Genomic DNA, 17,516 nt, shown 5'->3' on the forward strand with positions numbered 1-17,516 from the left:
TTGGCCTTCCTGGTTGGGGTTCAGGTCCGGTCGGCATGCGCCAAGACATTGGTCAGGACGTGGCCGATGCGGGCGAGGGCGGATTCGGAGGTCATGCGCCAGTGCGAGGCCTGCACGGCGTGGTTGTGCACGGTGCCGTCGATGGCGTCGGACCAGCTGGCCGCGCCGGTGGCCCCGGTCGGATCGTCGAGTGCGGCAGTGAAATAGACGAGATTTCCCTTATAGGGCCGTGGGCGGTAGCGGGTGATGAGCTCCAGGGAGTGGGTACCCGCATCGAGCACGCGGCCGAGTCGATCGAAGCCGAAGGAGGCGAACGGTTCCGGGAGATCGGCAATGCGGCGGGCGAGTTGGGTGCGGTCGAGTTCGGTATCGGTTTCGTCGGCCTGTTCGCCGAGTAGTCCGCCGAGCAGATCGGCCACCGGGACCGTCGCCGTCTCGTCCACCGTGACGTGCAGTGAACTGTCCATCATGGCCAATATCGCGACCTGCTGGCCCTGGTCCTGCAATTGGTTCGCGACGGCGTGCGCGAGCACACCGCCGAGCGACCAGCCCAGCAGGTGGTAGGGGCCTTCCGGCTGCACCGCGCGGATCTCGCGGACATAGTGCCCGGCCCAGTTCTCGATCGAATCCGGCAGCGCCGCCGTGGAATTCAATACCGGGGACTGAATGCCGTAGATGGCGCGCTCGGGATCGATATGCGCGGCCAGCCCGGCGAACGACCAGGCGACGCCGCCGACCGGATGGATACAGAACAGCGGCTCACGGGACCCGCCGGGCCGCAGCGGAAGCAGCACATCGAAGGCGGCCTGTGCGTCGACGCGGCCGCGACCGGAGCGGTGCAGTTCGAGTTGGGTAATGAGATCGGCGGGTGTCGGTGCGGCGAACAGCCACACCACCGGGATCTGCTCGGCGAGAGCCGAACTCAGTTGGGTCGACAGTCGGGTGGCGAGCAGCGAATTGCCGCCGCGTTCGAAGAAGTTGTCGTCCATATCGATGCGCTCGGCCGCCAGCACCTCGGCAAAGGCGGTGCAGACCAGCTGCTCCAATTCTGTTTCCGGAGCGCGGAATTCCCGGGCGCCCAGCTCGGGCCGGGGCAGCGCGGTCCGATCGACCTTGCCATTCGCATTGAGCGGCAGGGCTGCCAACCGCATCAGCACCGTTGGCACCATATAGCTCGGCAGCACCTCGGTCAGCGCGGTGCGCAACGCCGTCGGATCGACCGGCTCGGTAGCGGTGAAATACCCTACGAGCATGGCGTTATCGCCACCTTCATGGGCGACGACGATGGCCTCGGACACCATCGGACGGGAACGCAGCGCGTGCTCGATTTCGGCGAGTTCGATGCGATAACCGCGCACCTTCACCTGGAAATCGCGGCGCTGCACATATTCGAGATTGCCGTCCGCACCCCAGCGGACCATATCGCCGGTCCGATAGATTCGCGTGCCCGGTGCGCCGAACGGAGCGGCCACGAAGCGTTCCGCGCTCAGGTCGGGTCGGCCGTAATAGCCGCGGGCCAGTTGCGCACCGCCGAGGTACAGCTCACCGGTCACCCCGGCCGGGACCGGATGCATCCGGTCGTCGAGCACATAGACCTGGTTCCCCGCCTCCGGTGTGCCGATCGGGACCACCGCGTGTCGAAGGGCCGGGCCGGTACGGAATCGGGTCACCGAGACCGCGGCCTCGGTGGGGCCGTACAGATTATCGATCCGGGCCGTAGTAAGCGCCCGAATGCGATCGACGGTGTCTGCGGGCAATGCCTCACCGATGACGAGCAACCGGCGCAGCGATCTCGGCAACCGCCGGTCGTCGCCGACCTCCGCCAGCATGGCCAATAGCGATGGCACCAGCGTCACGGTGGTCACCGAGGCGCGCCGGATCAGATCCAGTACCCCCGCCGGATCACGCTGCGCGCCCTGCGGTGCCAGCACAATGCGGGCACCGGTGCGCAAGGCCAGCCAGAACTCCCATACCGACAGATCGAAGGCGGCGGAGGTCATCAGCAGGGCGGCGTCGTCGGCGTCGAGTGTGTATTCCGATTGCAGCCAGTCCAATTGGTGCGCCACCGCAGCGTGCGGGACCGCCACGCCCTTCGGCGTTCCGGTCGACCCCGAGGTGAAGATGACGTAGGCGGTATTCGCCGGGGTCAGCGGCGTCACCCGTTCGTCGGCACGCACCGGACTGCTGTCGAGAACACCGGCGGCGATCGAGATATCCAGCACCGCATTGTGATCCGCCATGCCGCCGGGCAGCATCGGCCGCTCGGCAGAGGTCAGCACCAGCGCCGGATTCGCGGCGGCGAGTACGCTCGCGGTCCGGTCCAACGGATGGGTGGGATCCAGCGGTACATACGCACCACCAGCGGTAACCACCGCGTACATCGCGACCAGCAGCTCGTTACTGCGCGGAATGGCAAGGGCTACCAGCGATTCCGGGCCGACACCGCGTCCGATCAGCGCACGGGCCAGCCGGTTCACCCGGGCGGCGAACTGACCGTAGGTGATCGTCGCGCCGTCGTCGACGATTGCCACCGCATCGGGCGTCCGCACGGCCTGCGCCTGGAATGCCGCGATGAGCGTGGCCGGTGCCACCGCGTACTCGCTTCGATTCCAGGTCACCAGCATGCGTTCGCGTTCGGCCGGGTCGAGCAGGTCGAGATCACCGACCGGTACCTGCGGTGCGGCACAGATCGCGGCCAGCAGACGTTGCAGGCGACCCGCGAAACCGGCGACGGTCGATTCGTCGAACAGTGCGATCGCATAGGTGATCGATGCGGCCATCCCCGCCGGATTCCCCGCCGCGTCGTAGCGGTCGGTGACCACCAGATGCAGATCGAATTGCGATATCTCGGAATCGAAATCGGCTGCGGTAGCGGTCAGTCCGTCCAGTGTGAACTCGGCCTCGGCCTGGTTGTGGAAGGAGAAGCCGACCTGGAACAGTGGGTGCCGGGCGGTGGAGCGCTCCGGATTCAGCACCTCCACCAGCCGCTCGAATGGCACGTCGGCATGCGAGAAGGCGGCTACGTCCGCGGCACGCACCAGATCCAGCAGTTCGGTGAAGCCCGCGCCCGCATCGACCGGCGTGCGCAGCACCAAAGTGTTGACGAACATGCCGACCACATCATCGAGTTCGGCCGCGCCCCGGCCCGCGACCGGAGTGCCGACGGCGATATCGGCGGCTCCGGACAGGCGTGCCAGCAGAACCGCGAATGCGGCGTGCAGCACCATGAACAGCGTCGCGCCGGTGCCGCGCCCCAGATCGGCCAGCGCCGCCTGCATTTCGGCGTCGATGGTGAAATCGACATGTCGGCCGCGGGTGGAGACGATGGCGGGTCGCGGCCGGTCGGTCGGCAGGGTGAGTTGCGCGGGTAGTCCGGTCAGGGTGTCGATCCAGAACCGGAGTTGCTGGGCGAGCAGCGAATCCGGATCGTCCTCGCTGCCGAGCAGATCCCGTTGCCAGCGGCTGTAATCCGCGTACTGCACCGGCAGTGGCGCCCACCCGGGCTGCCCACCCTGTTTGCGTGCGGAATAGGCGACCATCACATCACGGGCCAGCGGGACCAGTGACGAACCATCCGCGGCGATGTGGTGCACGACCACGACGAGCACATGCGCACCGAGGTCGGTCGGCCCCTCGACCGGACGGAACAGCCGGGCGCGCACCGGAACCGCCTCGGTGACATCGAATCCGCCGCCGACGAAGTCCACCACCGCCGAGGTCATATCGTCGACCGACACCGGAATCGGCACCAGCACCGGTACTTCCGCCTCCGCCATGGGCAGCACCACCTGCACCGGACCGCTCTCGCGCTGCGGGTAGACGGTGCGCAGCACCTCGTGGCGCTGCACCACGTCGGTAATGGCCGCATTCAGCGCCGCGATATCCAGATCACCGGTGAGCCGCACCGCGAGCGGAATGTTGTAGGCGGTGGACTGCCGGTCGAGGCGGTTCAGGAACCACATGCGCTGCTGGGCGAGCGATAGCGGGACCGGATCGGTTCCGGTGCGCCGGATCAGTGCCGGACGTGCGCGCACCGCGGCCGGATCGGTGGCGGCGGTATCGAGGGCGGCGGCCAGGGCCGATACCGTCGGGTTCTCGAAGACCAGCCGCACGCCGACCGACACGTCGCGGCGCGCACCCAGTCGCGCGGCCAATTGTGTTGCGGTCAGTGAGTTTCCGCCGACGGCGAAGAAGTCGTCGTCGACACCGACGGTGTCCAGGCCGAGCACATCGGCGAAGACCTCGGCCACGATCCGTTCGGCCGCCGTCCGCGGCGCGCGGAAGGCGGCGGTACGGAACTGCGGCTCCGGCAGTGCCTTTCGATCCAACTTGCCGACGGGGGTCAGCGGGAGTTCGTCCAGGACCATGATGGCGGCAGGCACCATATACGCGGCGAGTGCGCGTCCGGCAAAGGCGGTGAGCTCGGCGGTGTCGATCGTCCGGCCCGCCGCGGCGACCACATACGCGACCAGCGAGACGGTGCCAGCGGCATCGGTATGTCCAATGGTCACCGCGAATTCGACGGTGTCATGGGCCGAGAGCACCGCATCGATCTCACCGAGTTCGATGCGCAGGCCGCGCACCTTCACCTGATGGTCGGCGCGTCCGACGTACTGGATCGCGCTGGTCGCGGTCCAGCGCACCAGATCACCGGTCCGATACAACCGCCCACCCGCCGGGCCGTAGGGATCGGCGACGAACCGATCCGCCGAAAGTCCCGGCCGCGCATGGTATCCGCGGGCCAGACCCGGCCCGCGCAGATACAACTCGCCGGTCACCCCGTCCGGGACGGGCTGCAGCCGGGTATCGAGCACCACCGCGGACATGCCGTGGACCGTGGTGCCGATATCGAACCGGCCCGGTCGCAGCGGTGCGCTGATATTGGTGATGATCGTGGTTTCGGTCGGCCCGTAGGCGTTGTGGAAGGCCCGCCCGCTCCCCCAGCGCTGCACCACATCCGGGCCGTAGGACTCGCCGCCGACGCTCAGCCGCTTCAGTTCGGGCAGCTCGCCGGGATCCAATGTCTGCAGCACAGCGGGAGTTATGAACGCATGGCTGACCCGCTGGTCCCGGATCAGCGCGGTCAATTCCGCCCCGCCGTAGACACCGGCGGGCGCGATCACCAGCGCGGCGCCTGCGGACAGTGCGAGGAGCAGCTCGAGCATGGACGCGTCGAAGCTGGGCGATGCCACATGCAGGATTCGCGACGTCGCGGTGACCTCGTACCGATCCCGTTGTGCCCGTGCCACTCCCGCGAGTCCGCCGTGCGTGGCGAGCACGCCCTTCGGTATGCCGGTGGAACCCGAGGTGTAGATCATCCAGGCGGGATTGCCCACCCGCACCGGACGCGTCAGCTCCGTCGCGCTGAGCGGAGCCGCACTCGTATGCCGCATGCGCGCCGCCGTGCCGGGTGCGTCCAGAATCAGCCATTCCGCGGTCTCCGACAGTGCCGATCGGCAGGCGGTCAGGGTAAGACCGACGGTCGCGCCGGAATCGGACAGCATATGCGCGATCCGGTCGGCCGGATAGGTGGGATCGACCGGTACGAAGGCCGCACCGGTTTTGGCCACCGCCCATACCGCGAGGATGGACTCGGCCGAACGCGGGATCGCCACGGCGACGAAATCCTCGGCGCCGATGCCGTGCCCGATGAGCATCCGCGCCAGTCGGGACGACTGCTCGTCCAAGGCGCGGTAGCTGAGTTCCCGCTCCTCCGCAATCAGCGCGAGCGCATCGGGATTCATCGCGACGGCCTCGGCCATCAGCTCGGCGAGGGTGCGCGCCGGGACCGGTGCATCGCCGCGTCTGCCGAGCAGTTCGGCGCGTTCGGCCGGAGCCAGCACATCGAGCGTGCCGACCGGCGCGGACGGATCCGCGGTGAGTGTGCCGAGGACCCGGCCGAATCGGCGCAGCAGCGCAGCGGCGGTGGCCGCGTCGAACAGGTCGGTGGCGTAATTGAGTTCCACCGCGAGGTGACCGTCGGCATCGAGTTCGGCCGCGACGGTGAACTGCAGATCGAACCGGGCCACCGGCTCGTCGAAGGCGACGGCCGCCAGCTCCAGACCGGGCAGCGTGAATGCCTCCGCGCCGGTATTCAGATAGCTCAGCGCCACCGTGAACAGTGGATGCCTGGACTGCGAGCGCTCGATGCCGAGTTCGTCGGCGACGCGTTCGAAGGGGACGGTGGCATGGGCGAATGCGGCCAGATCGACCGTTCTGGTCTCGGTGAGCAGATCGGCGAACGAACGGTCCGGATCCGGATGCGTGCGCAGCACCAGGGTATTGACGAACATGCCGACCAGATCGTCCAGCGCCGCGGCGCCGCGGCCCGCGACCGGGGTGCCGATGGCGATATCGGCCGAACCCGAGAGCCGGGCCAGCAGTACGGCCAGCGCGGCATGCACCACCATGAACGGGGTCGCGTTGTGCCGCAACGCGAGTTCGTGCACCCGGGCGCCGACACCGCCGCCGATCCGGACGTGCACATTGCCGCCGCACTTGGACGCGATGGCCGGGCGGGGCCGGTCGGTCGGCAACGCCAGCTCTTCCGGCAGATCGCGCAGCGCCTCGGTCCAGTACGCGAGCTGCGGTGCCGCGACCGCGTCCAGTTCGGCCGTCTGCCACAGCGCATAATCGGCGTACTGCGCGGCGAGTTCCGGCCAGACGGGAGTACCGCCGAACACTCGGGACAGGTAGGCCGACAACAGATCTCGCAGCAGCGGTTGCATCGAGTAGCCGTCCGCGGCGATATGGTGCAGCACCGCGACGAGCACATGGCTGGTCGCATGTTCACGCAGCAGCACCGCGCGCACCGGCACCTCGGCGGTGACATCGAAGCCCGCAGCGAGGAATTCGGCGATCCGCTGGTCCACCGAACCGTCCGGGGTCTCGACCGTCAGCCGCACCGGAGCCGATTCGGCGGGCAGGATCACCTGGTGGCCGGTGCCGCCCGCGTCGGCCGGATACACCGTGCGCAGCACCTCATGACGTGCGACCACATCCGCGAATGCGGCACACAGCGCGGCCGCGTCCAGTTCACCGCCGAGCCGCACCGCGACCGGGATATTGTGCGCGGCCGAATCCGGATCGAGCCGGTTGAGGAACCACATGCCGCGCTGCACCGGCGCCAGCGGAATCAGCTCCGGGCGTGGTCCGGCGAGCAATGGCAGCACCTGCTCGTGTGCGTCGGCATCGGCGGCCAGTCGGGCGGCGAACGCGTGCACGGTGGGTGCCTCGAACAGCATCCGCACCGGGACGCGGCGACCGAGCCGCTCGCTCAACCTGGCCAGTACCCGGGTTGCGATCAGTGAGTTGCCGCCCAGGTCGAAGAAGTTGTCGTCGGCGCCGATCGGTGTCCGCGCCAGGACCGTCGCGAAGGCCTCGGCCACCAGTCGCTCGGCCGGAGTGACCGGCGCGCGGTAGGTAATGCGGTCGAATACCGGTTCCGGCAGCGCATTTCGGTCCAGCTTGCCGGAGGCATTCAGCGGGAATTCGGCGAGCACAATGATTGCCGACGGAATCATGTACGACGGCAAAGCATCCGCCGCGGCGGACGAGGCGGCGGCACGGAGGCCGTCCGCATCCGGCGCGGTACCGATGACATAGCCGACGAGCTGATCGCCGGTATCCGTGGCGACGACTCGGGCGGCCGCCTGTGAAACACCGGGCACTGCGGCGAGTACCGCCTCGATCTCGCCGAGTTCGATGCGCTGGCCGCGGAATTTCACCTGGAAATCGGTGCGGCCCAGGTACACCAGTTCCGGGGTGACACCGCTGGTATCCCAGCGCACCAGGTCGCCCGTGCGGTACATGCGCTCGCCCGCCGGGCCGAACGGGTTGGCGACGAAGCGATCCGCGGTCAGATCCGGCCTGCCGTGATAGCCACGGGCGAGCTGCGTCCCCGCGAGGTACAACTCCCCTGCCACACCCGGCAAGGTCGGCCGGAGCCGGGAATCCAACACGTACACCCGGCTGTTCCACTCCGGATTGCCGATCGGCAGGACGGCACGGTCGATATCGCCGGTGACATCGCGGTAGGTGATGCTCACCGCCGCCTCCGTCGGGCCGTACAGGTTGTGCAGACGGGCGTCGCTCACCGCATCGAAGGCACGCACGGTCTCGCCGGGCAGCGCCTCACCGATGACGAATACCGTCCGCAGTGTGTCGAGATCGACGCGCACTCCGGCGGTTCCGATATGTCCGGCGAACGCGCTCAACATCGATGGCACGAAATCGGTGACGGTAATGCCGTATTCGCCGATCACGGCGCTCAGGTAGCCGGGATCGCGGTGGCCGTCCGGGGTAGCCAGCACCAGGCTCGCTCCGATGCGCAGCGGCAGGAAGTAGCCCCAGAGCGAGACATCGAAGGTGGTCGCCGTCTTCTGCAGATACACGTCCTCGGCGGTGAGCCGGTACTCCGACTGCATCCACGTCATCTGGTTGACGATGGCGGCATGGGAGACACTGACGCCCTTGGGCTTTCCGGTGGAACCGGAGGTGAAGATGACGTAGGCCGGGTTGCACGGGTGGATCGGCGCGGTGCGCTCGTGCACCGCGATCGGATCGTCGGTGTAGCCGTCGAGTGCGACGGTATCGACGTGCACCGTCGCACCGGTGTAGCCGAAATCCGCTCGATCGCGCTCGGTGGTGAGCAGCACGGCCGGTGCCGCGGTATCGATAATGTGCGCAATGCGCTGCACCGGATGATCCGGGTCGACCGGCACATACGCACCACCCGCCTTGAGCACCGCGTACATGGCGACAACCAGATCCGTCGAACGCCGAATCGCTAAGGCCACCAGCGACTCCGGGCCGACACCGATCGCAATGAGGTGCCGGGCCAGCTGATTGGTCCTGCGGTCCAATTCGCCGTACGACATGGTGTGGTCGGTGCCCGCGTCATCGGCCGCGAAGACCAACGCGGTGTCCTCCGGTGTCGCGGCGGCCTGCGCCTCGAACTCGTCGAGCAGCATCTCCGCGACGAATGCGGTATGCGCGGAGTCGTTCCACGCGGTCACCACCCGGTCCAGCTCACCGGATTCGAACAGATCGATATCGCCGACAACCTGCTCCGGATCGCCGATCACCGCGGTGAGCAGCCGGGTGAAGCGGGCGCCGAAGGTCGCGATGGTCGTCTCGTCGAACAGGTCGGTGGCGTAGGTGAACCGCAGCGCGTCATCGGTGACGGTCAACTGCAGATCGAATCGGGTCGTCTCGTAATCGATGTCGTACTCGGTGACCGTCACGCCCGCCATCTCCACCGATACCGGTGCGAGATTCTGGAAGAACAGCGCGATCTGGAACAGCGGATGGCGCGCCTCGGAGCGCGGTGGATCCAGCACCTCCACCAGCCGCTCGAACGGCACATCGGCATGTGCGAAGGCATCGAGGTCACCATTGCGGACGCGACGCAATACCGATGCGAAGGAGTCGGCGCCGGGCACCCGAGTGCGCAGCACCAGGGTGTTGACGAACATTCCGACGAGATCATCGAGCGCCGCCGCGCCACGACCGGCGATGGGCGCGCCGACGGCGATATCGGCCGTGCCGGACAGGCGCGCGAGCACGGCGGCCAGCGCGGCATGCACCACCATGAACGGACTGGCGTCGTATTGCGTTGCGACGGTGGCAATTCCGTCGCGGACCGCCGCATCGAGCCCGATGGTGATGCTCGCGGCGGCATGGCTGGCGACGGCGGGACGCGGCCGATCCGATGGCAGATCCAGTTGTGCGGGCAGCCCGCCGAGCGCGTCCTTCCAGTAGCGCAGTTGCCGTGCGGCCACCGATTCCGGATCGTCCTCGGCACCGAGGACTTCTCGTTGCCAGAGTGCGTAATCCGCGTACTGCACACTCAACTCGGTCCAGCAGGGTGCGGTGCCGGTGGCGCGCGCAGCGTATGCGACGGCGATATCGCGGGCTAGCGGTGTCATCGAAAAGCCGTCCGCCGCAATGTGATGCACCACCAGGGCGAGCAGGTGTTCCCGATTCGACAGCGCGGCCAGGCCGATGCGCAGCGGTACCGCGGTGCTCACGTCGAAGGGTGTCGCGACCAGATCGACCAGTGCGGCAGCGATATTCGACGGATCCAGTCGAACGATGTCCGGCACCTGTGTGCGGTCCAGAATCTGTTGGTGGCCGGTGCCGTCGACATCCGGATAAATGGTGCGCAGCGTTTCATGCCTGGCGATCACATCGGCGATGGCGGCCTGCAGCGCGCCGGTATCGAGATCTCCGTTGAGCCGGATGGCGACCGGAATATTGTTCACCGTCTCGCCCGGATCGAACCGGTTGAGGAACCACATGCGCTGCTGCGCTGGCGAGAGCGGGATCAGGTCGGGACGCGGTCGCGCGGTCAGTCGCGGACGGCCACCGGTGCCGGTGAGCCGTGCGGCGCGCACGGCCAATCCGGCAACATTCGGGGCCTCGAACAGCATCCGCACCGGGACTTCGGCATCCAGCGCCGCGCCGAGCCGGGCCGCCACCTGGGTGGCGAGCAGCGAATTGCCGCCGAGGGCGAAGAAGTTGTCATCGAGGCCGATCCGCTCGACGCCGAGCAGATCGCCGATGATCTCGGCGATGGTCTGCTCGGTCTCGGTCGCGGGTGCCCGGTAGGCGGCGACCTCGAATACCGGTGCGGGCAGGGCGGTGCGGTCGAGCTTGCCGGAGGCATTGAGCGGGAAGGCAGCCAGCACGACGAAGGCCGAAGGCACCATATAGGCGGGCAGCTCGGCCGCCAGCTCCGCACGCACCGCGTCGATATCGACAGACCCGCCGACCAGATACGCCACCAGCTGATCGCCGAGACGATCGTCGGATCGGACGACGACAACGGCCTGGTCGACCGCATCCAGTGCGGTGAGCACGGCTTCGATCTCGCCGAGCTCGATCCGCAACCCGCGCACCTTCACCTGGAAGTCGGTGCGGCCCAGGTATTCCAGCTCGCCGTCGGCATGCCACCGGACGAGATCACCCGTGCGATACATCCGCTCGCCCGCGGCACCATGCGGATTCGCGACGAACCGGTCAGCGGTCAATTCCGGCCTGGCCACATAGCCGAGCGCCAACTGCGCACCGGCCAGATACAGCTCGCCGGGGACGCCGATCGGCACCGGACGCATGCGCGCATCCAGCACCAGCAGCCGGGTATTGAACACCGGCCTGCCGATCGGCACCGACACCGTATCGACGTCGGTCACCTCATGGAAGCTGACATCGACCGCGGCCTCGGTCGGCCCGTACAGGTTGTGCACGCGGGCGCCGATCAGTTCCCGGGTCCGCTGCGCGATCGCCGCGGGCAGCGCCTCACCGGAGGCGAATACCGCACGCAGCGTCCGACATTCGCGCACCTTCGGTTCGGCGAGGAATACCGCCAACATCGACGGTACGAAATGCGCGACGGTAATCCGCTCATCGTCGATCAATCGAGCCAGATAGGCCGGATCACGATGGCCGTCGGGCCGCGCGAGCACCAGCCGCGCGCCGACCCGCAACGGCCAGAAGAACTCCCAGACCGAAACGTCGAAGGTCGCCGGGGTCTTCTGCAATACCGCGTCCTCGGCGCCCAGACCGTACTGCGCCTGCATCCAGACCAGCCGATTGACGATCGCGGCATGTGATACCGCGACCCCCTTCGGACGTCCCGTCGATCCGGAGGTGAAGATGACATACGCCGCATGCCCCGGCGCCAGCACACCGAGCCGATCCACCGTGGTCAGCGGTGCTGGCGAGTATCGGGTCAGATCGAGTCGATCGATCCGGACCTGAGGCGCCGCACCGACTTCCAGGTCTTGTCCCGCGGTGAGTACCAATACCGGCCGCGCAGTCTCCAGTACGTATTCGATGCGGTCCGCCGGGTGGTCGGGATCCAGCGGCAGGTACGCGCCACCGGCAACCGTCACCGCGTACATGCCGACCACCAGGTCCAGCGAACGCCGCATGCCGAGCGCGACAATCGCATCCGGTCCGACGCCCTGGCCGACCAGCCAGCGCGCCAGTCGGTGCACCCGATCGGCGAATTCGGCATATGTCAGCGTCGCGGAGCGACTCGTTGAGGGGTGGTCGTCGGGCGACGAGTGGGCCAGCGTCGAGCGGTGGTCGTCGGGCGACGAGTGGGCCAGCGTCGAGCGGTGGTCGTCGGGCGACGAGTGGGCCAGCGTCGAGCGGTGGTTGTCGGGCGACGGGGCCGCAGGACTGCGCCCCTCGAATGTCACCGCGATGGCGTCAGGTGTCCGCAGCACCTGTTCTTCGAACAGCGATACCAGGGTCTGCGTGCCGTCTACCGGGAACGACGTATCGTTCCACCGGTCGAGCACCAGCGCGCGCTCGGCGCGATCGAGCAGTTCGATATCGCCGACGCGGACGGTGGCATCGACCACGACCGCCTCGAGCAACCGCACCAGGCGGGCCGCGAACGATTCCACCGTCGTCCGGTCGAACAGATCCGTCGCATAGCGCATGACCGCGCGCAATGCGGTGCCAGCGCCCGCCGCATGCTCGGCGAGTTCCAACGCGAGGTCGAATTGCGCGACCTGGTTGTCGATCGGGTAGGCGGCAACCTCCAAACCGGGCAGGCGCAACACCGTATCGTCGCGGTGCTCGTAGGTCAGCAGCGTCTGCACGATCGGTGCATGGGCCTGCGAACGCATCGGATTCAGCTCATCGACGAGCCGCTCGAATGGCAGATCGGCATGCGCGAAGGCTCGGATATCGGTGGCCCGCACCCGGCCCAGCAGTTCGGCGAAGGTTGTCTCGGCCGCCACCTCGGTGCGCAGCACCAGGGTGTTGACGAACATGCCGACGAGATCGTCCAGCGCCTCTTCGGCCCGACCGGCAATCGGGGTACCGATCGCCACATCGTCCACGCGCGCCAGGCGGGCCAGCAGGGTCGCATAGGCGGCGTGCAGGACCATGAACGACGAGACCCCGTGCTTGTGCGCCAGCTCCGCGATGGCGGCGGTCAGCTCGGCGGTGATCGCGAACTCGACCGCGGCCCCGCGCCCCGATGCGACCGCCGGACGCGGCCGATCGGCGGGCAGTTCCAGGACCGGGGCGAGTCCGTCGAGTTCGGTGCGCCAATGCGCGATCTGGCGGGCCAGCACGGATTCCGAATCATCGGCCGAACCGAGCACATCGTGCTGCCACAGGGTGAAGTCCGCGTACTGGACCGGCAGCGGCCGCCACAGCGGTGCTTCCCCCGCGGTGCGGGCGCTATAGGCCACCATCAGATCCCGGGCCAGCGGGGCCGTCGAGACGCCGTCGGCGGCAATGTGGTGCACCACCACGACAAGCACATGGTCGTCGGGCGCGCCCCGGAATAGCTTGGCGCGTAAAGGCATTCGTGTGCGCAAATCGAACCCGACGGCCGCGACGCCGACAACCGCTGCGGCGAGTTCGGATTCGGCGATATCGACGCGCGGCAGCGCCAGCCCGGTGCCCTCGGCCAACACCACCTGTACGGGACCGGCGCCGTCATCGGGGAATACGGTGCGCAGCGACTCGTGCCGGGTCACGACATCACCCAGCGCCAGGTGCAGCGCCCGCTCGTCCAGTGCGCCGGTAAGGCGAATGGTGATCGGAATGTTGTAGACGGCCGAGTCCGGATCGAGTCGGTTCAGCAGCCACATCCGAGTCTGGGCCAGCGACAATGGAATGCGGCCCGAGCGCGCCCTGGCCACAAGTGCGGGTCGGGTGGCGTTCGCGCTATCGGAATCGGTCACCCGAAGGGCCAATGCGGCCACCGTCGGAGCCTCGAAGATCTCGCGCACGGTCAATACGCACCCGAATGCGGCATTGGCGCGGGCGACCAGACGCATGGCCAGCAGCGAATTCCCGCCGCGGGCGAAGAAATCGTCATCCGCACCGATCCGCACACCACCGCCGATGAGATCGGCGATGAGCACGGCGAGCACCGATTCGGCGCCTTCGCCGGGTGCCCGGAATTCCGTTGTAGTACTGGATACTTCGACGGCGGGCAGGGCGGCGCGATCGAGCTTGCCGACCGTGGTGAGCGGCATCTCGTCGAGCACCACCAGATGCGCGGGCACCATATACGCGGGCAGGTGGTCACGCACCTCGGCGAGCACCGCCTCCGCCGACAGCTCCGCCCCGGTGACATAACCGACCAAACAGTCATAGCCGGAGGTGTCCTGAACCAGCACCACCGCGGCATTCGTCACGCCCGCCACGGCGGTCAGCGCGGACTCGATCTCGCCGAGTTCGATGCGCTGACCGCGCAGCTTGACCTGGAAATCATTGCGGCCCAGATAGACCAGGTCGCCCCCGCGATTCCAGCGCACCAGATCACCGGTGCGATACATCAATCTGCCGGGCACCCCGAACGGATCGGCCACGAACCGCTCGGCGGTCAGCCCGGCCCGTCCGTGATAGCCGCGGGCCAATTGATCGCCCGCGAGATACAGCTCACCCGTCACGCCGATCGGCACCGGTCGCAGCCGCGCATCCAGCACATAGGCGCGGGTATTCCAGCACGGACGGCCGATGGCGACATCACGGCCGGATTCGGCGTCGGCATCGGTGAATTCGTGATAGACCGCCGAAATCGCCGCCTCGGTGGGGCCGTACGCATTGTGCACCGCCCCGCCGACGTGTTCGCGAATCGCGGCGAGCAGATCCGGCGTGAGCGCCTCACCGCCGCAGTGCAGGTGCCGGAAGGAACCCAGCGCATCCCCCATGCCCTCACTGATCAGCGCCGCGAGTACCGACGGCACATATTCGGCGATGGTGATGCCGTGCTCGCGCAATAGTCCGGCGAAGTAGGCCAGGTCGAGATGGCCGCTCGGGCGGGCGATCACCAGTGGTGCGCCGACCGCGATCGGCAGGAAGCATTCCCAGACCGAGACGTCGAAGGTGAGCGGAGCCCGCTGCAGAATCCGGTCATCCGTGGTGACGCCGTAGCGGAATTCGAGCCACCGCAGCTGATTCATAATGGCGCGGTGGGTGACCGCGACCCCCTTGGGGCGGCCGGTCGAACCGGAGGTGAACAGCACGTAGGCCGTATTGTCCCGGCGCAGTGGCGCGCGGCGCTCCGGAAGCGTCCTGGCATCGAAGCCGGTGAGGTCGAGGTCGGTGAGGTCGACCACGCGCACGCCATCGAGTTCGGGCAGTACCGCACCGCCCACCGCCAGCACCAGAGCCGGTGCGGCACTGTCGATCACCTGTGCGAGCCGGTCGGCCGGATGGGTCGGATCCAAGGGCAGATAGGCACCGCCCGCGCGCACGATCGCGTATACCGCCACGAGCATGTCGACCGACCGCAGCGCGGCAAGACCGACGATCGTCTCCGGTCGAACATCCGCCGAAATCAGCCACCGAGCAAGGCGGTTCACCCGGGACTCGAATTCGGCGTAGGTCACCGCGGTGTCCTCGAAACGCACCGCGACGGCGTCGGGGGTCGCGGCCACCCGGGCGGTCAGCAGATCGTCCAGGGTCGCCGACGGCAGCGACCGGGCGGTGGCATTGCGATCCGCGAGCAGCAGTCCGCGTTCGGCCACCGACATCAGCTCGACATTGCCGACGGGTGTGCGCATATCGCGGACCATCGCGCGCAGTACCCGTTCGAAACCGGAGCGGAACCCGCTGACGGTGTCCTCGTCGAAAAGGTCGAGCGCGTAATGCACATGGATATCGATGCCGTCGGCCGAACCGTCGGCGGCGTAGCGGTCGGTCAGCGTCCAGTCCAGATCCAGCTGGATCGGCGCGGGACCGATATCGAGTGCGGCAATGGTCAATCGGTGCAGCTGGAAGTCCGGTTTGGACTGGTTCTGCAGCGTCAGGGCCACCTGGTACAGCGGCGCATGTGCCTGCGAGCGAACCGGATTCACCACATCGACGAGCTGTTCGAAGGGTACGGCGGCATGATCGAAGGCGGCCAGGTCGGCCGTGCGGACCGTGGCGAGCAGGTCGGCGAGCGTGGCCTCGGCACGCACCTCGGTGCGCAGCACCAAGGTATTGACGAACATGCCGACCAGATCGTCCACGGCTTCGTCGCCGCGACCGGCGACCGGTGTGCCGACCACGATGTCATTGCTCGCGCTCAGACGGCTCAGCAGTACGGCGAGTGCGGTGTGCAGCACCATGAACGGGGTGACCCGGTGCGTGGCCGCCAACTCCTGGATGCCCTGGTGCAGATCGCGGTGCAGGCGGCCGGTTATGGCGCCGCCGCGGTTGGAGGCCACCGCGGGGCGTGGCCGGTCCGCTGGCAGGGTCAGCACCTCGGGGACGCCGGCCAGCCGCTTGGTCCAGTACTTCAGTTGGTGGGCCAGCAGCGAACCCGGCTCGTCGGCCCGGCCGAGTGCGGCGCGCTGCCAGATCGCGAAGTCCGCGTACTGCACCGGGAGCGGGCCCGAGGACGGGGCGACACCGGCACAGCGGGCCACATAGGCGGTGGCCAGATCGCGGGTCAGCGGTGCGAACGACCAACCGTCCGCGGCGATATGGTGCACGACGAACAGCAGCACGTGCACCTGCTTGGCGGGGGTGTCCTGCGACGCCGCCGATTCGTCGTCGATGCGCAGCAGCCGCACCCGCAGCGGCACCTCGGTCGTGACATCGAATCCGGTCTGGGCCACCGTGGCGATGAGTCCGGGCAGCTCGGCCGCCGGTACCGAGCGGGCCACGAGTTCCACCAGCTTGGTTCCGGCGGGCAGCACCACCTGCGTCGCGGCGCCGTCGTGTTCGGGATAGATGGTGCGCAGCGTCTCGTGCTTGGCGATGACATCGGCAATGGCATGTTCCAGCGCTGGCACATTCAGTACACCGGTCAGGCGCAGCGCGAACGGAATGTTGTATCCGCCACTGGCCGTATCGAATCGGTTCAGGAACCACATGCGCTGCTGGGCGATGGACAGCGGAATCGGCTCGTGGCGCTCCTGGGCGGTCAATGGCGGCACCGCCGGTGGCGCGGCTTCGATATCGTCCGGGCGGGTGACGGTGATCCGACGGGACAGTTCGCGCACCGTCGGGGCGTCGAAAATGGTGCGCACCGGGACATCCACGCCGGTCGCCCTGGTGAGCCGGGCGGCGAGCTGGGTGGCGATCAGCGAATTGCCGCCGAGGGCGAAGAAGTCGTCGTCCGCGCCGACGGTCTCCACATTGAGCAAGGCGGTGAAGGTCTCGGCAACCAGGGTTTGCGCCGGACCAGTCGGTGCGTGGAACTCGGTGGCGACCAAAGCCGGTGCGGGCAGGGCTTTTCGGTCCAGCTTGCCGGAGACGGTGACCGGGAATTCGTCGAGCACGACAAAGGCGGACGGCACCATGTAGGCGGGCAGCCGCCGCACCAGCTCGGCTCGGACGACATCGGTATCGACTCCACCAGCTGCCACCAGATAGGCGACCAGCTGATCGCCCGTGCCGTAATCGTCTCGGGCCAGCACGACTGCCTGCGCCACCGCGTCCTGTGCGGTGAGCGCCGACTCGATCTCCCCGAGTTCGATACGCAGACCACGCAACTTCACCTGGAAATCGGTACGGCCCAAATACTCCAGTTCGCCGCGCGCAGT

General features: G+C 67.8%; 1 protein-coding gene. It reads right to left on the bottom strand.

What is annotated here, in order from left to right; genetic code table 11:
• Positions 1-20 precede the first annotated feature (20 nt).
• Positions 21-17,501 carry a non-ribosomal peptide synthase/polyketide synthase gene (locus ABZW16_RS27510; protein WP_354958957.1) on the bottom strand — a complete coding sequence of 5,827 codons (17,481 nt, stop codon included), beginning with the start codon at positions 17,499-17,501 and terminating at the stop codon, positions 21-23.
• Between the last annotated feature and the right edge of the window lie 15 nt (positions 17,502-17,516).

The sequence above is a fragment of the Nocardia sp. NPDC004604 genome, assembly GCF_040609795.1.
Taxonomy (GTDB): domain Bacteria; phylum Actinomycetota; class Actinomycetes; order Mycobacteriales; family Mycobacteriaceae; genus Nocardia.